This window comes from Embleya australiensis (genome assembly GCF_051903075.1).
In the GTDB taxonomy this organism is placed as follows: Bacteria; Actinomycetota; Actinomycetes; order Streptomycetales; family Streptomycetaceae; genus Embleya.
The window spans coordinates 5729942-5754026 of sequence record NZ_CP182422.1; the positions used below are offsets into that span (position 1 = coordinate 5729942).

At 71.7% G+C, this 24085-nt stretch carries 25 protein-coding genes; 15 read left to right on the forward strand and 10 right to left on the reverse strand.

Features of this window, described 5'->3' with window-relative positions; genetic code table 11:
• Positions 1-2: 2 nt before the first annotated feature.
• The 4 genes from ACMXN5_RS24805 to ACMXN5_RS24820 form a co-directional block, all read right to left on the reverse strand.
• The gene (locus ACMXN5_RS24805; protein ID WP_379996409.1) at positions 3-701 is read right to left on the reverse strand and encodes a phosphoadenylyl-sulfate reductase; all 699 of its coding nucleotides are present in this window, start codon (positions 699-701) and stop codon (positions 3-5) included.
• A complete protein-coding gene (locus ACMXN5_RS24810; RefSeq protein ID WP_439677046.1) occupies positions 698-919 on the reverse strand; it encodes a hypothetical protein in 222 nt (73 codons plus the stop codon). Before ACMXN5_RS24810 ends, ACMXN5_RS24805 begins: the two co-directional genes overlap by 4 nt.
• Positions 916-2613 (reverse strand): nitrite/sulfite reductase, encoded by a 1698-nt coding sequence (locus tag ACMXN5_RS24815; RefSeq protein ID WP_395791246.1) that lies wholly within the window; start codon positions 2611-2613, stop codon positions 916-918. The genes ACMXN5_RS24810 and ACMXN5_RS24815 overlap by 4 nt, the downstream gene beginning before the upstream one ends.
• 133 nt (positions 2614-2746) lie before the next feature.
• Positions 2747-2830: a putative leader peptide gene (locus ACMXN5_RS24820; protein ID WP_355541009.1), complete on the reverse strand. Its 84-nt coding sequence runs from the start codon at positions 2828-2830 to the stop codon at positions 2747-2749.
• A 227-nt stretch (positions 2831-3057) separates the two neighbouring features.
• On the opposite strand from ACMXN5_RS24820, the gene ACMXN5_RS24825 reads away from it, so the two are divergent.
• The 3 genes from ACMXN5_RS24825 to rsgA all read left to right on the forward strand — a co-directional run bounded on the left by ACMXN5_RS24825 (position 3058) and on the right by rsgA (position 6401).
• A complete protein-coding gene (locus ACMXN5_RS24825; RefSeq protein ID WP_439677047.1) occupies positions 3058-3588 on the forward strand; it encodes a MarR family winged helix-turn-helix transcriptional regulator in 531 nt (176 codons plus the stop codon).
• Between the two features lie 111 nt (positions 3589-3699).
• Entirely contained in the window at positions 3700-5067 is a 1368-nt protein-coding gene (locus ACMXN5_RS24830; RefSeq protein ID WP_439677048.1) for a YihY/virulence factor BrkB family protein, read from the forward strand.
• A gap of 239 nt (positions 5068-5306) precedes the next feature.
• Positions 5307-6401: a ribosome small subunit-dependent GTPase A gene (rsgA, locus tag ACMXN5_RS24835; protein ID WP_439677049.1), complete on the forward strand. Its 1095-nt coding sequence runs from the start codon at positions 5307-5309 to the stop codon at positions 6399-6401.
• Between the two features lie 40 nt (positions 6402-6441).
• Here rsgA and yidD read toward each other — a convergent pair whose 3' ends face one another.
• Entirely contained in the window at positions 6442-7116 is a 675-nt protein-coding gene (gene yidD, locus ACMXN5_RS24840) for a membrane protein insertion efficiency factor YidD (protein WP_439677050.1), read from the reverse strand.
• Between the two features lie 99 nt (positions 7117-7215).
• Between yidD and ACMXN5_RS24845 the strand changes: the two genes are divergently transcribed.
• The gene (locus ACMXN5_RS24845) at positions 7216-8397 is read left to right on the forward strand and encodes an acyl-CoA dehydrogenase family protein (RefSeq protein ID WP_439677051.1); all 1182 of its coding nucleotides are present in this window, start codon (positions 7216-7218) and stop codon (positions 8395-8397) included.
• 29 nt (positions 8398-8426) lie between these two features.
• Here ACMXN5_RS24845 and ACMXN5_RS24850 read toward each other — a convergent pair whose 3' ends face one another.
• Both ACMXN5_RS24850 and arfB read right to left on the reverse strand, forming a co-directional pair.
• Complete coding sequence (locus ACMXN5_RS24850) at positions 8427-8930, reverse strand: ATP-binding protein (RefSeq protein ID WP_439677052.1); 504 nt, start codon at positions 8928-8930, stop codon at positions 8427-8429.
• 248 nt (positions 8931-9178) lie between these two features.
• Positions 9179-9601 (reverse strand): alternative ribosome rescue aminoacyl-tRNA hydrolase ArfB, encoded by a 423-nt coding sequence (gene arfB, locus ACMXN5_RS24855; RefSeq protein WP_395791260.1) that lies wholly within the window; start codon positions 9599-9601, stop codon positions 9179-9181.
• A 104-nt stretch (positions 9602-9705) separates the two neighbouring features.
• Between arfB and ACMXN5_RS24860 the strand changes: the two genes are divergently transcribed.
• The 8 genes from ACMXN5_RS24860 (at position 9706) to ACMXN5_RS24895 (ending at position 18088) form a co-directional block, all read left to right on the forward strand.
• Positions 9706-11715 (forward strand): S9 family peptidase, encoded by a 2010-nt coding sequence (locus ACMXN5_RS24860; protein WP_439677053.1) that lies wholly within the window; start codon positions 9706-9708, stop codon positions 11713-11715.
• A 263-nt stretch (positions 11716-11978) separates the two neighbouring features.
• Positions 11979-13181: an acyltransferase family protein gene (locus ACMXN5_RS24865; RefSeq protein WP_439677054.1), complete on the forward strand. Its 1203-nt coding sequence runs from the start codon at positions 11979-11981 to the stop codon at positions 13179-13181.
• Between the two features lie 202 nt (positions 13182-13383).
• Positions 13384-13686 (forward strand): urease subunit gamma, encoded by a 303-nt coding sequence (locus ACMXN5_RS24870; RefSeq protein ID WP_439677055.1) that lies wholly within the window; start codon positions 13384-13386, stop codon positions 13684-13686.
• A gap of 32 nt (positions 13687-13718) precedes the next feature.
• A complete protein-coding gene (locus ACMXN5_RS24875; RefSeq protein WP_439677056.1) occupies positions 13719-14042 on the forward strand; it encodes an urease subunit beta in 324 nt (107 codons plus the stop codon).
• A complete protein-coding gene (locus ACMXN5_RS24880) occupies positions 14039-15760 on the forward strand; it encodes an urease subunit alpha (protein ID WP_439677057.1) in 1722 nt (573 codons plus the stop codon). Before ACMXN5_RS24875 ends, ACMXN5_RS24880 begins: the two co-directional genes overlap by 4 nt.
• Positions 15761-15886: 126 nt before the next feature.
• Positions 15887-16576, forward strand: a complete 690-nt coding sequence (locus tag ACMXN5_RS24885; protein WP_395791272.1) for an urease accessory protein UreF — start codon at positions 15887-15889, stop codon at positions 16574-16576.
• On the forward strand, positions 16566-17291 hold the full coding sequence (gene ureG / locus ACMXN5_RS24890; protein ID WP_439677058.1) for an urease accessory protein UreG: 726 nt from the start codon (positions 16566-16568) through the stop codon (positions 17289-17291). Before ACMXN5_RS24885 ends, ureG begins: the two co-directional genes overlap by 11 nt.
• Complete coding sequence (locus tag ACMXN5_RS24895) at positions 17288-18088, forward strand: urease accessory protein UreD (RefSeq protein ID WP_439677059.1); 801 nt, start codon at positions 17288-17290, stop codon at positions 18086-18088. Before ureG ends, ACMXN5_RS24895 begins: the two co-directional genes overlap by 4 nt.
• Here ACMXN5_RS24895 and ACMXN5_RS24900 read toward each other — a convergent pair.
• Together ACMXN5_RS24900 and ACMXN5_RS24905 are read right to left on the reverse strand one after the other, a co-directional pair.
• Positions 18004-19533: an outer membrane protein assembly factor BamB family protein gene (locus ACMXN5_RS24900; RefSeq protein WP_439677060.1), complete on the reverse strand. Its 1530-nt coding sequence runs from the start codon at positions 19531-19533 to the stop codon at positions 18004-18006. The genes ACMXN5_RS24895 and ACMXN5_RS24900 overlap by 85 nt on opposite strands.
• A 350-nt stretch (positions 19534-19883) precedes the next feature.
• Positions 19884-21050, reverse strand: coding sequence for an aromatic ring-hydroxylating oxygenase subunit alpha (locus ACMXN5_RS24905; protein ID WP_439677061.1), 1167 nt, complete (start codon positions 21048-21050; stop codon positions 19884-19886).
• A gap of 154 nt (positions 21051-21204) precedes the next feature.
• On the opposite strand from ACMXN5_RS24905, the gene ACMXN5_RS24910 reads away from it, so the two are divergent.
• Positions 21205-22194 (forward strand): alpha/beta hydrolase, encoded by a 990-nt coding sequence (locus ACMXN5_RS24910; protein WP_439677062.1) that lies wholly within the window; start codon positions 21205-21207, stop codon positions 22192-22194.
• A gap of 22 nt (positions 22195-22216) precedes the next feature.
• Here the strand turns inward: ACMXN5_RS24910 and ACMXN5_RS24915 are convergent, their stop codons facing one another.
• A complete protein-coding gene (locus ACMXN5_RS24915; protein WP_439677063.1) occupies positions 22217-22651 on the reverse strand; it encodes an ATP-binding protein in 435 nt (144 codons plus the stop codon).
• Positions 22652-22877: 226 nt separating this feature from the next.
• On the opposite strand from ACMXN5_RS24915, the gene ACMXN5_RS24920 reads away from it, so the two are divergent.
• Positions 22878-23747 carry a helix-turn-helix domain-containing protein gene (locus ACMXN5_RS24920; RefSeq protein ID WP_395791286.1) on the forward strand — a complete coding sequence of 290 codons (870 nt, stop codon included), beginning with the start codon at positions 22878-22880 and terminating at the stop codon, positions 23745-23747.
• On the forward strand, positions 23744-24013 hold the full coding sequence (locus ACMXN5_RS24925; protein WP_439677064.1) for a DUF397 domain-containing protein: 270 nt from the start codon (positions 23744-23746) through the stop codon (positions 24011-24013). Before ACMXN5_RS24920 ends, ACMXN5_RS24925 begins: the two co-directional genes overlap by 4 nt.
• The last annotated feature ends 72 nt before the right edge of the window (positions 24014-24085 follow it).

Genomic DNA, 24085 nt, shown 5'->3' on the forward strand with positions numbered 1-24085 from the left:
GGTCATGCGTGGATCCCGCACTCGGTCTTGCCCAGGCCGGCCCAGCGTCCCGCGCGGGCGTCCTCGCCGGGGGCGACCCGGCGGGTGCAGGGCGCGCAGCCGATCGAGGCGTAGCCGTCCATCAGGAGCGGGTTGGTCAGCACGCCGTGTTCGGCGATGTAGGCCTCCACGTCGTCCTGGGTCCAGCGCGCGATCGGGGCGACCTTGACCTTGCGCCGACGGGCGTCCCAGGAGACGACCGGGGTGTTCGCCCGGCTCGGCGAGTCGTCCCGGCGCAGGCCCGTGGCCCACGCGCGGTAGTCGGTCAGCGCCCGCTCCAGCGGCGCCACCTTGCGCATCGCGCAACACGCGTCGGGATCACGATCGTGCAGCGCGGGGCCGTACTTCGCGTCCTGCTCGACGACGGTCAGCTCCGGGTGCACGGTGATCACGTTCACGTCGTAGACCGCGTCGACCGCGTCGCGCGTGCCGATGGTCTCGGGGAAGTGGTAGCCCGTGTCGAGGAAGACCACGTCCACCCCGGGGGCGACCTTCGAGGCCAGGTGCGCGACCACGGCGTCCTCCATGGAGGAGGTCACGCACCAGGCCGGGCCGAACTGCTCGTGCGTCCAGGCCAGGATCTCGGACGCGGTCGCGTCCTCCAGTTCGAGCGCCGCCCGGCCGGCGAGCGCTTCGAGGTCGGTGCTCTCGGTGACGGTCATCGGCCCTCCTCCTGTGCGATCGACTGGTGCGTGTGGTCGGGGTTGTGCCGGGTTGGGAAGACCAGGCCGAGGAACTTCAGCGAGAACGCCCGCCGGCAGGCCGAGCACAACCAGGTGCCGTGCCCCTCCTCGTGCGGACGCAGGTCCTCGTCGCCGCAGAAGGGGCAGTAGAACGGCACGGCCCGTTGGCCCGGCTCGGCACCGCCGGCGGCGCTCACGACAGGTCCGTGTCGGTCGCGCGCACGGCCCACTGGGCGAAGCGCTCGCCCTCGCCGCGCTGTTCCTCGAAGCGACGCAGCACCCGCTCGATGTAGTCGGCCAGCCCGGCCGAGGTCACCTTGAGGCCGCGGATCTTGCGACCGAAGCCGGGGTCGAGGCCCAGGCCGCCGCCCAGGTGCACCTGGTAGCCCTCGACCTGCTCGCCGTTCTCGTCCAGGACCAACTGGCCCTTGAGGCCGAAGTCGGCGACCTGGATGCGCGCGCAAGCGTTCGGGCAGCCGTTGATGTTGATCGTGATCGGCTGGTCGAACTCCGGGAGCCGCTGCTCCAGTTCGTCGATCAGCGTGATCCCGCGGCCCTTGGTCTCCACGATCGCCAGCTTGCAGAACTCGATGCCGGTGCAGGCCATCGTGCCGCGCCGGAAGGGGCTCGGGTCCACCCGCAGACCGAGCGCCTCCAGGCCCTCCTTGAGCGAGGCCACCTTGTCCTCGGCGACGTCCAGGATGAGCATCTTCTGCTCGACCGTGGTGCGTACCCGGTCCGACCCGTGCCGTTCGGCCAGGTCGGCGATCTTGCCCAGCGTGGCGCCGTCCACCCGGCCCACGCGCGGGGCGAAGCCGACGTAGAAGCCGCCGCCCTTTTGCGGACGCACGCCCACGTGGTCGCGCCACACCTGCGCGGGCGCGTCCGGCGCGGGGCCGTCGATCAGCTTGCGCTCCAGGTATTCGCTCTCCAGCACCTCGCGGAAGCGCTCCGGCCCCCAGTCGGCGACCAGGAACTTCAGGCGAGCGCGGTTGCGCAGCCGGCGGTAGCCGTAGTCGCGGAAGATCGAGATGACGCCCTCCCAGACCTGCGGCACCTCCTCCAGCGGCACCCAGGCGCCCAGTCGGACCGCGAGCTTGGGGTTGGTGGACAGCCCCCCGCCGACCCAGACGTCGAAGCCCGGACCGAACTCGGGGTGCACGACACCCACGAAGGAGACGTCGTTGATCTCGTGCGCGACGTCGAGCAGCGGCGATCCGGAGATGGCGGTCTTGAACTTGCGCGGCAGGTTGGAGTATTCGGGCTTGCCGATGTAGAGGCGGTTGATCTCGTCGATGGCCCAGGTGCCGTCGATGATCTCTTCCTCGGCGATGCCCGCCACCGGGGAACCGAGCACCACGCGCGGGGTGTCGCCGCACGCCTCGGTCGTGGACAGGCCGACGCCCTCCAGGATCCGCCAGATCTCCGGGACGTCCTCGATCCGGATCCAGTGGAACTGCACGTTCTGCCGGTCGGTGATGTCGGCCGTGCCGCGCGCGAACCGCTCGGAGACCTCCGCGATGGCCCGCAGTTGGGCCAGGTTCAGCCGGCCGCCGTCGACCCGCACGCGCAGCATGAAGTATTCGTCGTCCAGCTCGTGCGGTTCGAGCACGCCGGTCTTGCCGCCGTCGATCCCGGGCTTGCGCTGCGTGTACAGGCCCCACCACCGCATGCGTCCGCGCAGGTCGTTGGGGTCGATCGAGGCGAAGCCCCGGTGGGCGTAGACGTTCTCGATGCGGGCTCGCACGTTGAGACCGTCGTCGTCCTTCTTGAACTGCTCGTTCCCGTTGAGCGGTTCACGATGGCCGAGGGCCCACTGACCCTCGCCACGATGGCGAGCGGTCTTGCGGGCGCGGGGACCGCTGCCGGCGGTGTCGGTAGTGGCGGCCATGGGGAGCGTCCTCCGGGCGGATCGGTGGGGGACGCACGGTGGAGCATCCGGCCGCACCCTCGCCGGACCGGCCGTGAGAGTCGTGGTGCCGGTGCGACCGCGCGCCCGGCAGGCTGATGCGGCGGGCGGGTCGTCAGACCGGCGAACAGACGGCGCTGGACATGCGTCCGAGGTCGACGTGGAGTCGACCTACGAGAGCAATACCGGCGCGAGACATGTCGCAAAGATTGACATGGAGCCAGATAGCCGTCCATCAGTGTCCGGGATGCGAACAGCCATCTCATATGTCGAACACCCATGCCCATCATGTGGGATGAGATGATCTTTCGCGGTCGACCGCGGCATGGATCGTCGCCGCGGTTGGTTACGGTACGGGTGGTCGGATCACGCACCCCCGGGCGGTATCACGACCCACGCACCACAGTGGACGAGGAGCTGATCGGTATGCCAGGCGAGATTCTGGGTGTGCCTCGGCGCAGAACGCGCTCCGTTTGTGTGGTCGAGGCCGGCGCCGCGCCCGCCGCCGAGCGGCCCGAGCCGCGGCGCGAGGAGGCGGTCGAGACGCTGCGCTACGCGCTCAACGGCTTCCTGTCCGCGATCCGCGCCGACCGCGCCGGGCGGGCCGATCCGGTCGACGCCGACGCCGCCCGCTATCGCCTGCTCGCGACGCTCGCCGACGAACTCGACCTGGACAACGAGCGGCTGGGCCGGGTGCTCGGGCTGTCCCCGGCCGCGGTGCGCGACCTGCTGGACGTACACGGGCGCGAGGGCCTGGTCGAGGCGGTGCGGGCCGGGCGCGGGCGGGGCGGCTCGGTGGCTCGGCTCACCCCTGCCGGGCGGCGCGAGCTGTACCGGCTCGACGCGCTGTTCCGGGAGAGCTGGGAGAGCGCTTTCGCCGACCTTCCGGCCGAGGAACTGCGGACCGCGGCCAGGGTGCTCAGCCGGCTTTCCGGGGTGCTGATCCCGAGCCGCTGACCAGCGCGGACCGGTCCGCGCGGCGGTGCGGCGCGACACCCCGCGTCAGGGGTCGTTCACCCGGACGACGACTTGGCGAATGGCGGGCCTCGGGCCGGATACCTTAAAGGGGTGGCAGCGGACTACCAACAACGACCTCGCCTGCGAGGGGCCGGTCGCATCCGGTTGCGGAGCGCACTGTGGCGGATACTCCGCGAAACGGTGATCTCCTGCTTCAACCACCGGGTGACCGGCCTCGCCGCCGAGGCCGGGTTCTTCATGCTGCTGTCCCTGCCCCCGCTGTTGCTCGGCCTGGCCGGCACCGTCGGCTACCTGCACGGGCTGATCGGCGGCAGCACCGTCAACGACCTCAAGGCCGACATCATCAAGGCCTCCGGATCGGTGCTCTCCGACAAGAGCATCGACCAGGTGGTCGTCCCGCTGGTCAACGACGTCTTCGACTCCGGCCGCGCGGACATCATCTCGGCCGGCTTCCTGATCGCGCTGTGGTCCGGCTCGCGCGCGCTCAACGTCTACGTCGACACCATCACGATCATGTACGGCCTGTCCGGCAAGCGCGGCATCGTGCGCACCCGCCTGTTGTCCTTCACGCTGTACGTGGTCGGGCTGCTGCTCGGCATGTTCCTGATCCCGCTCCTTGTGGCCGGCCCGGAGTTGGTGGTCAAGGCGTTCCCGCACTTCGAGGGAACGGTGCACATCCTCTATTGGCCGGTCCTGGTGGTGCTCTCGGTCTGCTTCCTGACCTCGCTCTACCACGTGTCGGTACCGGTGCGGACGCCGTGGCGCGAGGACATACCGGGTGCGCTGGTCGCACTGCTGCTGTGCATCGTCGGCAGCTTCCTGCTCCGGGTATACCTGGCCACCACCATCGACGGGCCCACCGTCTACGGCTCGCTCGCGGCCCCGGTCGCGGTGATGGTGTGGATGTACTTCGCCGCCATGGCGGTATTGATCGGCGCCGCCGTCAACGCCGCGATCGATCAGGTGTGGCCGAGCCAGGAGACCGCCCAGGCCCGCGCGGAGCGGGACAAGGAGAAGGCCGCCGAGGAGATCGCCGCCGCGATGGAGCACCTGCGCTCGGGACGGCACCGGGGCACCCCCGGCGACTGGACGCCCGCGGGCGAGCACGACGAGATGGAGGACACCGTCATCCACGGCGAACTCCCCGATCTCGGCGAGCCGCCGTCGGAGTTCCCCGAGCGCTGGGCGATCCACGCGCGTGACGCCAAGCGCGGCGACGCGGGCACGGTCAACGGCCGGGCCAACGGCGCCCGGCGGGCGGCCGAGCCGCAGAACCGCATGCCGTCCCGGCCGCCCCGCCCGCCGGGGCCGCCGCCCACCAACGGCCAGCCGCCCAGCCTGCACATGCCCGCCGGCCAGGAGTTGCCGGGCCTGCCGCTGGACGACACCGCGTGGCCGCCGCGCCCGACCCGACCGGTGCTCGGCGAGCAGGAACACGTTCGACGCGAGCGCCCGTGATGGCCTAGGATTTTCCAGCGGCCCGCGGGCCGTGAGAAGCGGTGCCCGGAGCGCGGCCCAGAGCCGCACGAGACAGGTGGGAGGTGGATGTCGTGACCACGACCTTGATGACGGTCGCCCGGACGGGCTGGACCTCATACCCCACCCCCATCCTCAGGATCCGCACCGCGTAGTCGCGCCACGTCGTTCGTCGTGACGGCGCGCAGGTCGGCGGATCCGCCCCTCGAAGGGCCACCGGCGTGTCTTCCCAGCAGCACCCCCGTTCCACCTCTTCCTCTTCTTCCTCCCTTCCCGCCTCCGACGTGCTCGCCGCCTACGGCTGGGACGCGGAGCGGGACACCGAATTCGCCCCCTACCGCGGGCACGGCCTGATCCCCGGCCGGATCGCCCGGGTGGACCGCTCGCTGTGCGAGGTGGTCACCGCCGACGGCACCGTGCGTGCCGCGCACGGTGGCGGCGACCTGCCCTGCACCGGCGACTGGGCGGTCCTGGAAACTCCCGACGACGGTCGTGAGCCGTTCGTCGCGGCGCTGTTGACCCGGCGTACGTCCCTGGTGCGTTCACAGGCGTCCGGGCGCTCGGCGGGTCAGGTCCTCGCGGTCAACGTCGACCTGATCGGGGCGGTCGTCCCGCTGGACACGGCCCCCGACCTCGGTCGGCTGGAGCGGTTGCTCACCCTCGCGTGGGAGAGCGGCGCCCGGCCGCTGGTCATCCTCACCAAGGCCGACCTCGCGGCCGACGCCGACGATCTGCGCGCGGACGTCGAGGCGGTCGCGATGGGCGTCGACGTGGTCGTCGCCAGCGCCGTCACCGGCGAGGGCCTGGACGTCCTGGACGCGTACACCGCCGGGCAGACGGTCGCCCTGATCGGCACCTCCGGCGCGGGCAAGTCCACCCTCACCAACGCGCTCGCGGGCACCGAGGTGACCGCCGTCCAGGCGGTGCGCGGCGACGGCAAGGGCCGACACACCACCACCTGGCGCGAGTTGGTACCGCTGCCCAACGGCGGCGTGCTCGTGGACACCCCCGGAATGCGCGGGGTGGGCATGTACGACGTCGGCGAGGGGCTGGATCGCACCTTCTCCGACATCGACGCGCTGGTGGCCGACTGCCGGTTCACCGACTGCACGCACGACAGCGAACCGGGGTGTGCGGTGCTCGCCGCGATCGAGGCGGGCGAACTCCCGCAGCGCCGCCTGGACAGCTATCGCAAGCTGCTGCGGGAGGCCCGGTGGATGGCCTCGCGCGAGGACCACCGCATCCGGGCCGAACGCGCCCGGGAGTGGAAGCTGATCCACAAGGAGATGCGCCGCTCGCCGTCGCCGAAGAAGTGACCCCGGGTCGGGGCGGGCGCGGGCCCGCCCCGACCACCGGTCAGCGCGGTCGCCGCGTCGGCCGCGCGGGCGGTACCGGGTCGAAGCCGCCGTTGCCGGGCCGGCAGCGCAGCACTCGGCGGGCGGTCAGGTACGTACCGCGGAGCGCACCGTGGTGGTGCAGCGCCCGTTTGCCGTAGGTCGAACACGTGGGCATGAAGGTACAACACGGCGCGGTCTTCGGGCTGATCTCGGTGCGGTAGCGGTCGACGGCGGCACCGAGGCGGTGGGCGGGCGAGCCGGCGCGCGGGCGGAGCAGGCTCGTGAGCGTGATCCACATCAGGCGGAGCGAGAGCAGGTTGAGCAGGCAGGGGTCGCAGCCACCGCAGCCGTCGCCCCCGCCGCTGCCGCCGCGACCGCCTCCGCCTCCGCCTCCACCGCCTCCGCCGAAGCAGCCGCCGTCGCCGTCGCGGCTGTCGCGGTTGCGGTTGCCGCCCCGACCGAAGCAGCCACCACCTCCGCCGTCACCGGAGCCGCCTCCGCCGTCACCCCCGCCGCCCCCGGGCAGGTCGCCCAGGCTCTCGCCGGCGCCCTCCGCGAGGTCTTCGCGCCGTTCGCGCCGGCGGCGGTCCTCCTCTTCCTGTTCGAGTCGGCGACGGCGCTCCTCGGGCGTCTCGTCGCTCGGCCCCGTCGCCCCCGCGAAGAGGGGATGCGGTTCGGGCGGCGGCTCGGTCATGGTGGTGCTCTCCCGTGTTCCGGATCTATGTTCGGGGCAATCTATCGAGGCCCGTCCGGACACCGCTCGGGTCTCCCGAACAGCCCAGGAGGCACCCGCATGGCCAAGGCACCCGCGTTCGACCCGGCCGACCCGCTCGGCATCGACGACCTGCTCGATGCCGAGGACCGGGCGATCCGGGACACCGTGCGGCGGTTCTGCGCCGACCACGTCACGCCCTACGTGGCGGACTGGTTCGAGCGCGGCGAACTGCCGTCGGTGCGCGAACTGGCGCGCGGCCTCGGCGGGATCGGGGTGCTCGGGATGACCCTGGACGGCTACGGCTGCGCGGCCACCAGCGCCGTGCAGTACGGCCTCGCCTGTCTGGAACTGGAGGCGTGCGACTCGGGGCTGCGTTCGCTGGTGTCGGTGCAGGGGTCGCTGGCGATGTACGCGATCCACCGCTTCGGGAGCGAGGAGCACCGGCAGACCTGGCTGCCCCGGATGGCCGCCGGCGAGGCGCTCGGCTGCTTCGGCCTGACCGAGCCCGACCACGGCTCGGACCCGGCGTCGATGCGTACCCACGCCAAGCGGGACGGCGACGACTGGGTGCTCAACGGGCGCAAGATGTGGATCACCAACGGCTCGGTGGCCGAGGTCGCGGTGATCTGGGCGCGCACCGAGGAGGGTGTGCGCGGCTTTGTGGTGCCGACCGACACCCCCGGGTTCGCGGCCGTCGACATCCGGCACAAGATGTCCCTGCGGGCCTCGATCACCAGCGAGTTGACGCTGGACGACGTGCGGTTGCCGGCCGACGCGGTGTTGCCCGACGTGGTGGGCCTGCGCGGTCCGCTGAGCTGTCTGGGCGAGGCCCGCTACGGCATCGTGTGGGGTTCGGTCGGCGCGGCGCGCTCCTGCTTCGAGTCCGCGCTGGACTACGCCCGCACCCGGGAGCAGTTCGGCCGGCCGATCGGCGCGTTCCAGCTGACCCAGGCCAAGTTGGCCGACATGGCGGTGGAGATCGGCAAGGCGCAGTTGCTCGCGCTGCACCTGGGGCGGCGCAAGGACGCGGGCGGGGTACGACCGGAGCAGATCAGTTTCGGCAAGCTCAACAACGTCCGCGAGGCGATCGCGATCGCCCGCAGCGCGCGCACCATCCTGGGCGCGAACGGCATCTCGCTGGAGTATCCGGTGATCCGGCACATGAACAACCTGGAATCGGTGTTGACCTACGAGGGCACCTCCGAGATGCACACGCTGGTGATCGGCAAGGCGCTGACCGGCCTGGACGCCTTCCACTGAGCCGTCGCGCGGTCGCGCGGTCGCGCCGGCTAGGCGTGGGCGTCCGTGTCCAGGGTGACCCGGATGCTCTTGCCGGCACCGCAGGACACCACGTCGATCCGGCCGCCGAGTTCGGCCACCATCAGTTTCACGATCATCAGACCGCGCCCGTCCTCGGAGTCCGGCCCCGTCTCCAGGAGCGCGCGCGGGCGGAAGGGGTGTCCGTCGGCGACCTCGAGGCGGATCTCGGCGCCGCCGTGGGCCGCGGTGATCCGGATCCGGTCGGTACGGATCGCCGCGTGGCGTACCGCGTTGGACGTCAGTTCGGTGGCGATCAGGAGCAGGGTGTCGGTCAGCTCCTCGGCGACCCCCCAGCCGTGTAACAGGTCGCGCAGGCGGTGCCGGACCTCCGGTACGCCCGCGACGGTGGGTGCGATGGTCCAGCGCACGAACACCGGCCCGGGCGGGTGTTCGTGATCGGGCTCGCGGTGGTGGCTCGTCGAGGTGCGCCGCTCGTGCCGAGCGCGGGCACGTGCCCGCCCGACGGCGGTCACGGATGACTCCACGAGTGGTACGCGACGGGAGGGAGCGTGGGTCGCGGTGGGTGTGGCGCACGTGCGGGGGAGGGCATCCCGGAGTCCTTCGCTTCGTTCGCTGCGGTACGCGGCACTGGCCGGCGTTCGAAGTCTGCGATGGCGAATCGTGCTCATGCGCCGGTTTTCCGGGTGTGATCCGTAATGCTTCGGTAAGCGACGCTTCATCTCGACTTTGCGTCCGCTTCGGAGCCTGTTCGGACCCGGGATCAGTCTCCGGTCGAGCGGCGCAGTCGTTTGATCTCACTGCGGTGGTGCTTGTTGCGCAGCCGGCGCTCGCGCATGCCGCGCGTGGGTTTGGTCGGTCGCCGGGGCGGCGGGGGCGGTGCCGTGGCCTCGACCAGGATGTCGGCCAGGCGCCGGGCGGCGGTTTGTCGGTTCATCAGTTGCGAGCGCTGCTCGGACGAGGCCACGGTGAGCACGCCGTCGACCAGACGCCCTTCCAGGCGGCGCAGCGCACGCTGCTTGAGCACGTCGGGCAGCGCGGTGGTGGCGCCCAGGTCGAAGGACACCTCGGCGCGGCTGTCCGTGGTGTTCACCGACTGTCCGCCGGGGCCGGAGGAACGGGAGAAACGCCACGACAGCTCGGCGACGGGTATCGGCACGCCGCGAATGTCGAGATCTGTCGTCATACGCACATGATCCCGCGTGCACCCGGCCGGGGTCGACCGGGTTTTCCGGGGTTTTCCCGGGGCCGCCGGATGCTTTCCCGGCGTGGGACGGCGAGGATCGTGGGATGAGTGCCGACATGAACGCGGAACAGACGCAGGCATACGGTTCCTGGCCCTCGCCGATCACGGCCGAGCGGTTGGTGGAGGGGGCGGCCAGTCCCAGGGAGATTCGGGCCGACGGGGAAGAGGTGTGGTGGGCCGAGGCGCGGCCGACCGAGGGCGGGCGCGTGCAATTGGTGCGCCTGCGTCCGGGCGGGGCGCCGGAGGACGTGTTGCCGGAGGGTTTCTCGGCGCGGACCCGGGTGCACGAGTACGGCGGCGCGGCCTGGACGGTCCGGGGCGGCGTGTTGGTCTTCGCGAACTGGACCGACCAGCGGTTGTACCGGCTGGGTCCCGGCGACGACGCGCCGGTGGCGATCACCGCCGAGCCGCGGGAGCCGGCGGGGCTGCGCTACGCGGACTTCACCGTCGTGCCCGCGGGGCAGTGGGGGGCGGGGGAGTGGCTGGTCGCGGTGCGCGAGAGCCACGAGCCGGCCGCGGTCGAGGCGCACGGCGAGGCGGTCAACGAGATCGTCGCCCTGCCGCTTGACGGTACGCAGCCGGCGCGGGTCCTGGTCACCGGGCCGGACTTCGTCTCCTCGCCGCGACCGGCCGCCGACGGCTCGGCGCTGGCGTGGACCCAGTGGTCGCACCCGGACATGCCGTGGGACGCGGCCGAGTTGATGGTCGCCGCGATCGAGGCGGGACCGCGCACGACCGGCGCGCAGGCGGTCGCGGGTGGTGGACGCGAGTCGGTGGTGCAGCCCGAGTGGGGTCCCGACGGGGCGTTGTGGTTCGCCTCGGACCGCACCGGGTGGTGGAACCTGTACCGGGTCGGCGCGGGTGGTCAGGTGGAGGCGGTGGCGCCGGTCGAGGCCGAGATCGGCGGGCCGCAGTGGGTGTTCGGCGAGCGGTTCTACGCCTTCCTCGACGACGGCCGGATCGCCTGCACGGTCAACGCGGGCGGCTTCGTGCACCTGGGTGTGCTCGATCCGACCCGTCCGGAGGAGCCGCCGACGCGGGTGGAGACCGGGCTGACCTGGTTGTCCGACCTGGCCGCGGTGTCCGGCGGGGTGCTGGTGATCGGGGGCGGTCCCGACGACGAGGACGCGCCGCGCCGGGTCCGGCTCGCGCCCACCGGGGGCACCGCACTCCAGATCGAACGGTTGCGTCCGGCCCGGGACTTCGGCTTCGACGCCCGGTGGTTCAGCCCGCCGCGGCCGATCGAGTTCGACTCGCCGGCCGGGCGCACCGCGCACGCGCTGTTGTACCTGCCGAAGAACCCGAACGCGCAGGCGCCCGCGGGCACGCTGCCGCCGCTGATCGTCTCCATCCACGGCGGCCCGACCGCGCAGGCGCCGGCGGTGCTCAACCTGCGGATCCAGTACTGGACCAGCCGCGGGTTCGCGGTGGCCGACGTGAACTACGGCGGCAGCACGGGATACGGCCGGGAGTACCGCAACCTGCTGTACGACTCGTGGGGCATCGTCGACGTGGAGGACTGCACGGCGGTGGCCCGGCACCTGGCCGACACGGGTGTTGTGGACGGCACGAAGCTGGCCATCCGGGGCGGTTCGGCGGGCGGGTACACCACGCTGGCCGCACTGGTGGGCAACGACGTCTTCACCGCCGGCGCCAGCCACTTCGGCGTCGCCGACATCGCGGCGCTGGCCCGGCACACGCACAAGTTCGAGTCGCGCTACCTGGACCGCCTGGTCGGCCCGTATCCGGAGGCCGAGGCGGTGTACCGGGACCGTTCGCCGATCAACCACACCGACCGCCTGTCCAGCCCGCTGGCGGTCTTCCAGGGTCTGGAGGACGAGGTGGTGCCGCCGGCGCAGGCCGAGATGATCGTGGCGGCGCTGAAGGAGAAGAAACTTCCCTACGTCTACCTGGCGTTCGAGGGCGAACAACACGGCTTCCGTCGGGCGGAGAACATCATTCGCGCCCTGGAGGCCGAACTCTGGTTCTACGGACGGGTCTTCGACTTCGACCCGGCCGACCCGATCGAGGCGCCGCCGGGCGGCGGGTTCTGAGCCGGGGACATCCGACCCAGGCGCGGCGTCCCGCCGGGGTTCGTCCCGGCGGGGCGCCGCGCCCGGCGTGGCCGCACGGCGCCCGGGACCGTCGCGACGTCCGGCCGGCGCTTCGGGATCGGGTCCACCGCGCGGGCGAGTCCCCGTTCCGCCGGCCGGGCGGAGTTCGGGCATCGGGGCGGATGTCGTGGGGTGGTTTGGGATAGCGTCGGCTCGCATCCGGTATCTCGACCCATCTCGTCTCTCTCGTGAGAAAGCCGATCATGTCGACTTCGCCCGAAGCGCCCGTCCAAGAACGATCGCCCAGCGCGTCGGAGGAGAGCCGGCCGGCCGGATCGCCGGCCCCGGCCGAGCCCCGGCGCGAGGGCCGCTCGCGGTTGTACGCGCTCGACGTGTTTCGACTGTTCGCCGCGCTCGCGGTGTTGTCCTTCCATTGGACGGCGGACGCGGGCGTTCCGGAGATCTGGGGCGGTCGCGCCCCGCAGGACTTCATCCCGAACGTCACCCGGATCACCCGGTTCGGCTGGCTCGGGGTCGAACTGTTCTTCCTGATCAGCGGCTTCGTGATCTGTATGAGCTCTTGGGGGCGGCGCGCCGGCGACTTCGCCGTGTCCCGCGTCGTGCGGCTGTATCCGGCGTTCTGGGCGGCCATCGTGCTCACCGCGACGGTGTTGCACGTCGCGCCGGATCTCGGTCGGCCGGGCGCGCGGGACGGCATCGACCTCAGGACCGTGCTGGTGAACTTCACCATGTTCGAGGGCCGGATGGGCGTCAAGGACGTCGACGGCGTCTACTGGACGCTCTGGCTGGAGCTCCAGTTCTACCTCCTGTTCGCGATCGTGGTGGCGATGGGCCTGACCTATCGCCGCGTGCTCGCCTTCTGCGGGATCTGGCTGGTGGTGGCGCTGCTGGCGAACGGCTCCGGGGCGCCGATCGTGGAGGAAGTCGCGATGGTGCGCCAGGCGCCGTACTTCGTCGCCGGGGTGACGATGTATCTGATGCATCGTTTCGGGCCGAATCTGCTGCTGTGGGCCGTGGTCGGCTTCACCTGGCTGATGGCGCTCGCCGATGTGCCGGGTCTGAAGAAGGTCTATGACGACGCGGTCGGGCACCCGATGTCGGGGACGGCCGTGTCGGTGGGCATCACGCTGGCCTATGCGGCGGTGCTCGCCGCGGCGCTCGGATACCTCGACTGGGTGCGGTGGCGGCGGCTGGCCGTGTTCGGCGCGCTGACCTACCCCCTGTACCTGATCCATCAGGAAGCGGGCTGGACGCTGATCCACTGGCTGCGCGACCGAGGGCTCGGCGACCGCGGGGCCATCACGGTGGCCCTGGTCGTCGCGCTGACCGTGGCCTATCTGCTGCATCGTCTGGTCGAGCGCCCGCTGAGCCGGGTCATGAAGCGCGGTTTCGACACGTCGCTGAAGAGCATGCGCACAGCCTCCGACCCCGCCACACACGGGTAGTTGCGCCACGCGCCGCCGACCGGGCCTGTGCGCGGGCCCCGGCGCCGGAACCTCGACCACGTCGTGGACCCGCGCGCGGCAGGCCGTTGTGGTGTGGTGTGAGTGGTTGGATACGTTCCGTTAACATTGGCTCCTTCGGTGGGAAACACGGGGTGGTCAGGCTTGGGCAACGAGTCGGTACGGCCTTGGAGGAGGTTGCCGCGTGTTGTTGACGCCGCATGAGCAGGAGCGGTTGATGGTGTCCTACGCCGCCGACCTGGCGGAGCGGCGGCGGGCTCGGGGGTTGCGGCTGAACCATCCCGAGGCCACCGCGGTGTTGGCTTCGTTTTTGCTTGAAGGGGCTCGGGACGGGCGGTCTGTGGCGGACCTTCAGGAGGCCGGGCGGCATGTGCTGGGGCGGGACGATGTGATGGACGGGGTCCCGGAGTTGGTGGCCGAGGTGCAGGTGGAGGCGACCTTTCCGGATGGGACGAAGTTGGTCACCGTGCATCGGCCGATTCCGTGAGTGGGGGTAGGGCTCGGCGGTCGTTGGCGGCCGTGGTGCCTGGCGAGGTCTTGCTGGGCTCGGGGGAGATTGTGCTCAATCCCGGGCGGGCCGTGGTGACGTTGATGGTGCTGAACGCCGGGGATCGGCCCGTGCAGGTGGGGTCGCATCTGCATTTTCCGGCGGCCAACGACGCGTTGGAGTTCGATCGGGACGCGGCCTGGGGGCATCGGTTGCATGTGCCGGCCGGGACCGCGGTGCGGTTCGAGCCGGGTGTCGGGCGCGAGGTGGAGTTGGTGCCGCTCGCGGGGGCGCGCGTGGTGCCGGGGCTGCGGGTCGGGCGCGGGGGCGACTTGGATCGGGAGGGCTCTCGGTGACGACCGTCGATCGGCATCGGTATGCGCTTCTGTACGGGCCTACCACCGGGGATCGCATTCGGCTGGCCGATACCGAGTTGCTCGTGGAGGTGACCGAGGATTTGACTCGGCCGCTGGGGGCTGCCGGGGACGAGGTGATCTTCGGTGGGGGGAAGGTGATTCGGGAGTCGATGGGGCAGTCGCTTCGGACTCGGGCCGAAGGGGCTCCCGATACCGTGATCACCGGGGCGGTGATCCTGGATCACTGGGGCGTCGTCAAGGCCGACGTCGGCATCCGGGACGGCCGCGTGTGTGGGATCGGGAAGGCCGGCAACCCCGACACGATGGACGGGGTGCATCCCGACCTGGTGATCGGGCCGTCCACCGAGATCATCGCGGGCAATGGGCGCATCCTGACCGCCGGGGCCGTGGACTGCCACGTGCATCTGATCTCGCCGACGCAGTTTCCCGAGGCGTTGTCCGCCGGGGTGACCACCATGGTCGCCGGCGGGACCGGTCCTGCCGAGGGGTCGAAGGCGACCACCGTCACGCCCGGTGCGTGGCATCTGGCCCGCATGCTGGAGGCGTTGGACGGCGTACCGATCAACTTCGTGCTTCTCGGCAAGGGCAACACCGTGTCCGAGGAGGCCCTGTGGGAGCAGGTCCGGGCCGGCGCGGGCGGGCTCAAGCTGCACGAGGACTGGGGCTCGACCCCGGCCGTGATCGACGCCGCGCTGCGCGTGGCGGACGCGGCCGGCATCCAGGTCGCGCTGCACAGCGACACGCTCAACGAGACCGGCTTCGTGGAGGGCACGCTGGCCGCGATCGGCGGGCGCACCATCCACGCCTACCACACCGAGGGCGCCGGAGGTGGACACGCGCCCGACATCATCACCGTCGCGGGACTGCCCAACATCCTGCCCTCGTCCACCAATCCGACCCGGCCGCACACCGTCAACACGGTCGAGGAGCACCTCGACATGCTGATGGTCTGCCACCACCTGAACCCGGCCGTCGCCGAGGACCTGGCGTTCGCCGAATCGCGGATCCGCCCCTCGACCATCGCCGCCGAGGACGTGCTGCACGACCTCGGCGCCATCTCCATGATCGGCTCGGACAGCCAGGCGATGGGCCGGGTCGGCGAGACCGTGCTGCGCACCTGGCAGACCGCGCACGTGAACAAGGTCCGGCGCGGTTCGCTGCCCGGCGACGGGGCCGCGGACAATCTGCGGGCCCGGCGGTATGTGGCCAAGTACACGATCTGCCCGGCGGTCGCCCACGGGCTCGACGACGAGGTCGGCTCGGTCGCCGTCGGCAAGCTCGCCGACCTGGTGTTGTGGGACCCGAGATTCTTCGGCGTGCGGCCGCGTCTGGTGGTCAAGGGCGGAGCGATCGCGTGGGCCGCGATGGGCGACGCGAACGCGTCGATCCCGACCCCGCAACCCGTGCTGCCCAGGCCGATGTTCGGCGCCGCGGCGCGGACCGCGGCGGCTACCTCGGTGCACTTCGTGGCGTCGGCGGCCCTGGAGGACGGGCTCGCGGGACGGCTGAACCTCGATCGTCGACTCGTGCCCACCGGCGACGTGCGGGGTCGGGGCAAGTCGGCCATGCCGCTCAATGACGCCATGCCGCGCATCGAGGTCGATCCCGAGACGTTCTCCGTCCGGGTGGACGGCGAGAAGGTGGTCGCCGAGCCGGCCGGAACCCTGCCGATGGCCCAACGTTATTTCCTTTTCTGATTGCGCACGCTTGCTTCTTGACGGAGGGTCAGGGAAAGCTGACTCACCGTCAGGAGAGAGAACTGTGACTGCGGTGACCGGCCGGGACCGACATCGACACGTTACGACCAGTAAGAGGTGGTACTGATGGGTGCTGGACTGCTCCTGCTCGGGGATTCACGGTTGCCCGCCGGCGGCTACGCGCACTCCGGCGGTCTGGAGAACGCGGTCCTGCGCGGCGAGGTGCACGATCTCGACACGCTCACCGAATTCCTGCTCGGCAAGCTCTACTCCACCGGCGCGGTACAGGCGGCCTTCGCCGCCGTCGCCGCGCTGACCGCCGGCCCCTACACGCTGCCCGAACACGGGCCCTGGGCCGAACTCGACGCCGAACTCGACGCCAGGACCGCGTCGGCGCCCGCCCGGGCCGCCTCGCGCGCGCAGGGCCGGTCGTTGCGCCGGGTGGTCAAGGCCGCCTGGCCCACCGAGCCGTGGACCGCGCTCGGGGTGTCCCCGCACCACGCGATCGTGCTCGGCGCCGCGGCCACCCGGGCCCGGCTGGACGCGCGCGAGGCGGCCGTGCTGGCCGCCACCAACGTGGTCAACGGACCGGCGGCCGCCGCGGTGAAACTGCTCTCCCTCGACCCGATCTCGGTCACCGTGGTGCTCGCCGAGATGGCCGGGCACTGCGACCAGGTGGCGGAGGAGGCCGCCGACGCGGCGCGCACCGTCTCCGCCGACGGCGACTGGGACCGGCTGCCCTGCTGGTCCGCCGTGGGCCTGGACGTCTGCCACGAACTGCACGTCCAGGAGGAGGTCGTCCACTTTGCATCTTGACCACACACCCGGCAACGGCGGGCCGTCGGCGCACCCGACACGCCCGGAGTCCGCGGCGCCCGGCACACGCGCGTTGCGGATCGGCGTCGGCGGTCCCGTGGGGTCCGGCAAGACGGCGCTGGTCGCCGCGCTGTGCCGGGTCCTCGCGGGGCGGTTCTCGCTCGCCGTCGTCACCAACGACATCTACACCACCGAGGACGCCGACTTCCTGCGCGCGGCCGGGGTGTTGGCGGCGGACCGGATCGCCGCGGTCCAGACCGGCTGTTGCCCGCACACCGCGGTGCGCGACGACATCAGCGGCAACCTGGACGCGGTCGAGGACCTGGAGGCGGCGCATCCGGACCTGGACCTGGTGCTGATCGAATCCGGCGGGGACAACCTGACCATGACGTTCAGCCGGGGACTGGCCGACGTACAGATGTTCGTCATCGACGTGTCCGGCGGCGACAAGGTTCCGCGCAAGGGCGGCCCCGGCGTGAGCCGTTCCGACCTCCTGGTGATCAACAAGACGGACATCGCCCCGCAGATCGGCGCCGACCTGGCGGTGATGGACCGGGACGCGGCCCGGATGCGCCCCGGCACCCCGGTGGCCTTCCTGTCCCTGCGCGAGACCCCGGACGCGGACGTGGTCGCCGCGTGGGTGCTCGACCAGATCGCCGCGTGGCGGGCGGGTGCCCCCGTCCCCGCGGCGCGCCCGGCCACGGTCGGCGGGTGAGGGCGACCGCCCTGATCCGCGCGGAGGTTCGGCACGGCCGCTCGGTGGTGACCCGACTGCGCGGACAGGTGCCGCTGGCGCCGCGCGAGGTGTCCGTACCCGGGCCGATCCCCGAGGTGGTCCTCGTCGGCGGCGCGGCCGGCCCGATCGGCGGCGACGACCTGGCGGTGCGGGTCGAGGTGGGGCCGGGCGCCCGGCTGCGGATCCGGACCGCCGCCGCCGCGGTGGTGCTGATCGGCGACGGCACCCCGGCCCGGCAGCGGGTCGACCTGCTGATCGCCGCCGGCGCCGTCCTCGACTGGTCGCCCGAGCCGGTCGTGGTCGCCGCGCGGGCCACGTTCCACACCGCCGTGCACGCCGAACTCGCCGAGGACGCAAGTCTGTTCGCCCAGGAGACGCTGATCCTGGGCCGGGCCGGCGAACCCTGCGGCGATGTGCTCTCGCATTGGGACGCGGTGGTGGCCGGGCGGCCGGTGCTGCGTCAGCGGAGCGCATACGGCCCCGCCGCGCCGCCGGGGTGGCGGGGACCGGCCGGCACCGCCGGCGGGACCGTGGTGGGCACCCGGCTGACCCTGCCCGCCCCGGCCGAACCGGCGTCGAGCGCCCCCGGACGCGCGGTGTGCGCGTTGGCCGGGGGCGGCCGGCTGATCACGGTGACCGCGGCCGACGCGCCGGCCGCCCACGCCGCGCTCGCCGCCGCGACCCGGGCGGATCAGGTCTCCAGCGCGACCAGTTCGGACCCGGCCGTGCCCAGGAGCAGCACCTTGCCGGCCCCCGCCGGGGCGGCGGTCAGATAGGTCGGCAACCCGTGCCGCCAGTGCCGCCCGCCGGTGACCGGGTCGAACGCGTACAGCGTGTCGGTGCCGCCGGCATAGGCGGTCCCGTTCACCAGGGCCACCGGACTGGGCACCCGCGCGCCGGTGGGCTGCCGCCAGCGCTCCCGGCCGGTATGCGCGTCGAGCGCGTACAGCGCGCCGACGTCGGTGGTGTAGACGAGGTTCTCGGTCACCACCGGGACGGTCATGTCCGGGGCGCCCTGGAAACGCCACCGCACCTCGCCGGTCGACACGCTCAGCGCCACCAGCGTGAAACCCGACACCACGTAGACCAGATCGCCCATCGCGCGCGCCGGGCGGGCGATCGGCGAGTCGAGCCGGGTCGACCACCTCGGCTCCCGGCGATCGTCGCGGATCGCGCCGACCGCACCGTCGCTGTAGGTCAGGTACAGGAAGTCGCCGCCGGTCTCCGAGACGGCCGGCATCACCCCGCCGTGTGGTGTGCCCTCGCTCCACTGCCAACTCTGCGCGCCCTGCGTCATGTCGATGCCCACCACCCGGTCGTCCCGGGTGCCGACCACCAGGGACGAGCCGTACAGCACCGGTGCGCCGAGGATCTGGTCGCCGGCGTGCTGCTGCCACAGCCGCTCGCCGGTGCTCGGATCGAGCGCGGTGACCTGTCCGGCCACGCAGGCCAGGAACATCGCGGTGCCGGAGACCACCGGCTGGGACCAGACCATCGACTCGGTCCGCGCCGTCCACAGCGCGACCCCGGTCTCGGTGCCGACGGCCATCACCACGTTGTCCGTCGTGGTGCAGTAGGCGACGTTGTCGAAGACCTGAAGGGTGGTCACCCGACCCTCCACCGAACGCCGCCACCGCATCCTGGGGCGCGAGCCACCGCCCCCGGCATAGCGCGCGAAGGCGACGCCGGCGGAGGTCACGGTGGCCGCGGTAAGCGCGAAGCCGCCCCCGACGAGCAGGCGCCGACGGGTCAACCCGCGCCCGGTCGGCGGCTCCTGCGCGCGGGCCTCCTGCGGTGCGTCGGCGCTGTCGTCCACCCCGGCCGGCACCATCAGCACGGCGGGCCTCGGGGTGAGCACCCGGTCCACGTCGACCGCCGTCGGGCGCCGCCCGGGATCGGGGTCGAGGCAGCGCCGCAGCAGCGGGCCGAGTTCGCCGGAGGACGTCCCGCCGCCGGCCAGGGTGATCAGGGTGCCGAAGGCGTACACGTCCTCCGACGGATCGCCGCCGTCGTCCGTGTCGGCGCGGCCGGCGAACCCGGTCACGCGCGGGCCGTACGGGGTGAGCAGGACCTGGTCCGCACGGAGCCTGCCGTGTACGAGGCCGATCGCGTGCACCCGGGCCAACGCGTCGGCGATACCCGCCGCGACCTCGCGTAACGGCCCCTCGGCGAGTGGGCCGTCGTGGTCGAGCACTTCTTCGAGCGTGCGCACCCCGGGCATCGCCCACGCCCCTTCGGGACCCGTCGACGTGCTTGCTGGAGAGCAGAGTAGGACCTGCGGCACGGCACGGGTAGAGCGGGGAAAAACGATCCGGAAACGGTTCGTGCGCCCGCGCCGCGCACACCCGCCGCGCGGGCTCTGGGCGGCACGGGATTCGGGCACAGAGGCGGGATTCGGACAAAAGAAAAGGAGGCGCCCGGCCAAAGGCGCCTCCTTCGCGAACCGCACAGCGTTTCGCGAGCGGGACGATCATAACCCGACGGCGCCCGGACTCCCGCCTCGCCCGCCGCCTCGCCCGCCCCGTCCGGTGCTCTGCCCGCCGCCCCGTCCGCCCGTCCCGTCCCGAGCCGTCAGTCCCCGGCCGTGACGAGCGCGTCGTCCCACACCCGGTGCCAGTGCGCCACCGCCGACTCGCCCATGCCCACGACCATCGTCGGCAGCCCCCCGTCGAACCCGCGCTGGCAGGACTCGGCCCCCGGGAAGTCCTCGGTGACCAGCACCCGCTTGTTGGTCTCGTGGTTGGCCCTGGCGGTGGCGATGCTCTGCTCGCCGAGCGGCTCCCAGGTGCCCTCGGTCATGTGCACGACCGACCGGTTCGGCCGATCGCCCGGGTAGATCCGCAACATCGTGGTGCTCAGCGGGCTCTCGATCAGCACGGTCGAGGGCAGCACGGTCTGCACGTTGACCATCGGCAACCGCGCGGGCCAGGACTCCTCGGGCACCTCGGCCAGCTGCTCGAAGCCGACGATCGGCACCGCGAAGCGGGTGTGCGGTCCCCACGTGTCGACGATGCCGTGGTTGAGCACGATGCCGTCGATCGTCGCGGTGTGCAGGAACGGTACGTGGTAGGCCTCGACGTTGACGTCGACGGTGAGCTTCCAGTTGCAGTCGAGTTCGAACCGCTCGCTCACCACCGCCCGGGTCCGGTCGTAGGGGAAACCGGCGTAGGCGTCCGCCAGTTCGTCCAGCGCGCCAATCACCTCGACCTCCGGCCGCAGGCCGACCACGACCAGGCCCGCGGACAGCGCGACCGGGAGCCGGCGCAGCCCGTACCGCTTCGGGTCGATGCCCGGGAACTGCGGACGCGACGGCAGGCCGGTGAGTTCGCCGCCGTTGCCGAACGTCCATCCGTGGTAGCCGCAGCGGAACCGCCGCGCGCTGCCGCAACCGGTCCCGGACAATCCCTCCGTCTCGGGCGCGTCCCGGCTGACCCGCATCCCCCGGTGGGTGCACGCGTCCAGGAACGCGTGCAGCTCGCCGTCCCGGTCCCGGGTGACCAGGACGGGCACGCCGTCCACGTCGCGCGCGATGAAGTCGCCCGGTTCGGCTACCTCGCCCGCCCATCCGATCACCTGCGGTGTGCGTCGGAACAACACCTCGCGCTCGCGGGCGTGCCGGACCGGATCGGTGAAGACCGAGCCGTCCAGGACGACGGGGGCCGCGCCCAGATCGAGCGTGCGGTGGGTGATGTGCTCGATGATGCGCCGCCCGGCGGCGACCACGTCCTGGTGCTTCAAGGGTGACTCCGTTGTCCCGTAGGGGTGAATATCCGCGACGGGTGGGCGTCCGTACTCCGACCTCGTCTCTGTTACACCGTTACATTGTTGGTCGGGGGTGATACCCCGTCAATGTCCGGCGAGGTGATGTGGTGTCATCGGGGGGCAATCGCACGTGGAGGTCAGCACCATGCCCGGCCGGGTCGAGAACGTTGGCTATGACATCGCGGGTACGACCCTGTCGGGTCTGCTCGCCCGACCCGGGGCCGGCGTCCGCCCGCGCGGGTTGCTCCTGGCGATCCACGGTGGTGGTTCCCGCGCCGCCTACTGGCATCGCGACGGCGCCCCCGACGGCTCGCTCCTGCTGCTCGGCGCGGCGCTCGGCTGGACCGTGCTGGCGATCGACCGCCCCGGGTACGGCGCGTCCGCGGGCCTGGACCGGGCCCGTCAAGGACTCGACGCGCAGGCGGACGCCCTGTTCGCCCTCGTCGAGGAACTGACGACGGGGGCGCTCGACGCGGCGCCGGATCCCGGAGAGGTCCCCGGCGGCGACCCCGACCCGTCGGCCGCCGCCGACCCCGCCGCGCCGGCGCGCCTGCCCGTGTTCGTCGTCGCGCACTCGATGGGCGCGGTCCTGGCGCTGCGCATGGGCGCCGACAAGCGTGGCCACGATCTGCTCGGCCTGGCCGTCGCGGGCGTGCCGCTGCGGTACACCCCGGCCCGGCTCGCCGAGTTCGCCGCCGTCCCCACCGACGGCGACTTCGTGCCCTCGACCGGAGGCGCCGCCCCGGACGCCTTCTTCGGGCCGCCGGGGTCCTACGATCCCGCGCTGTTGACCCGGGCGGGTCGGGTGGTGGCGCCGGTGCCGATGGCCGAGTTCGTGGATGTGCGGGAGAGCCCGAATACGCTGCCGGACGTGCTCGCGAGGGTGACGCCGGCGGTGCACTGGACCGTCGCCGAGTTCGAGCGGTCCCACCCGTCGGGACCCGAAGTACCGGCCCTGGCACGGGAGTCGCTGCGCCGGGCGCGCACGGTGGAGACGTACACCCAGCGCGGCGTGGGGCACAACATCAGCCTTCACCACGCCGCGCGCGCCTATCACCTGCGGGTGTTGGCCTTCGCCGAGGAGTGCCTGCTCGCGGTCGCCGGATCGACCGCCCGCTGAGCGCGCCCCGGCCGGTGCGCGGCTACGGCGCGTGGGGCAGGGTGAACCACACCACCTTCCCCGGCGGGAGTCGGTCGGCGCCCCACGCGTGCGCCAGGCCGTCGATCATCCGCAGTCCCCGGCCCGATTCCTCGTCCCAGTCGCCGACCCGGGCGATCGGCATGCGCGGCGACGAGTCGCGCACCTCCACCCGCAGCAGGTCGCCGTCGTGCAGCAGGGTGAGCGCGTGCCAGGCGCCGGGACCGACGTGCAGGAGCACGTTGGTCAGCAGTTCGGTCAGCAACACCTCTGCCACGTCGACCAATTCGGCCAGGCCCCAGTCGTGCAGAACCTTGCCGGTGGTCCGGCGGGCACGGCCCACCGCCGGTGCCGAGGCGGCCAGCTGAACGCAATAGTGACGGACGTCCTCCGCCATCACCGGCATGTCGACCTCCGGACGTGCGGCAGGGGGTCGCACGATCCGGAACATGCACCCAGAGCGACCCGTGGACAACAGTAAGTCATGACCGGCATGGAGCGTGCCCGGCCGACAACGAGTGTGCAACTCCCACTCTTGGATGCACGGGAAGATTCCGGTAGTAACCACACTTCCACGCCCAGTAGGGCACACTGTCCCCCGATCGGACGCGCCGACGTTCCGGTTCGGTGCGTCAACAGCGTGTACATGGAGGTGCGGCGTGGCCATGGCGCCCAATCCGACCGTTCGGCAGCGCAGGCTCGGGACCGAGCTGCGCCGGTTGCGCGAAGCGCGCGGCCTGAGCCTCGAAGACGTCGCCGTACGTCTGGAGTGCTCGGATTCCAAGGTCAGTCGGATCGAGTTGGGGCGCAGCGGGGTACGACCGGTGGACCTGCGGATCCTCCTCGACCTGTACGAGGTCGCGGACGAGCGGGAGCGGGATTCGTTGCTCACCCTGGCCCGCGAGGCCAAGAAGCGCGGCTGGTGGCACAGCTATTCGTCGATCCTGCCCAGCTCCTACGCCGAGTTGCTCAGCCTGGAGGCCGAGGCTTCGGGTATGCGTGGATTCGAACTCTCGCTCATTCCGGGCCTGTTGCAGACGCCCGACTATGTGCGGGCGGTGATCGCGGCAGTCCGCGACGACATGCCGGCCGAGGAGGTGGACATGCTGGTGCGGGTGCGTCAGGAGCGGCAGGCGGTGCTCGACCGGGTCGGCGCGCAGGGCGAGGCGACGTTTCGGCTCAGCGTGGTGATCTCCGAGTCGGTGCTGCGCACGGTGGTGGGCGGGCGGGAGACGATGCGGGCCCAACTGGAGCATCTGATGGCCGCCGCGGCCCGGCCGCACGTGCGGTTGCAGATCCTTCCGTTCGCCGCCGGCGCACACCCCGCGATCGAGGGTTCATTCGCGATCATCGGATTCCCCGAACTTTCCGATCTGGATGTGGTCGTCCTCGACACGCATACGAGTAGCCTCTATCTCGAGGAGCCCGAACACGTCAGTGTCTATGAGCGGATGTTTGAGGACATCCGCGCGACCGCACTGTCGTACGGTGAATCCTTGTCCATGATCGAGCTCACAGCAAAGGAATTGTCTTGAGCAACACAAAGCAGGGATCGCATTTCCCGTCCGTTTCCCAAGAGGCTGCGATCGATTCCCACTCCGGTGGCAAAGTCGCAGGTCACGAGGTTGCGGTCGGCCACGCCTGGCGGCGCAGCACCTACAGCGGGGCCACCAGCAATTGCGTCGAGACGGCCCCCGACACCGACGCCGTCCTGGTGCGCGACTCGAAAGTTGCCGCCGGTCCGGTCCTCGAACTGGAATCCGGTGCGTGGCAAACGTTTATCGGTCGTATCGGCGCCTGAGTCGGATCCGATCCGATACCGAACGGTTGATTTGTTCGGGGTGCTCACTCCCACGAGTGGGAATTAATCCCA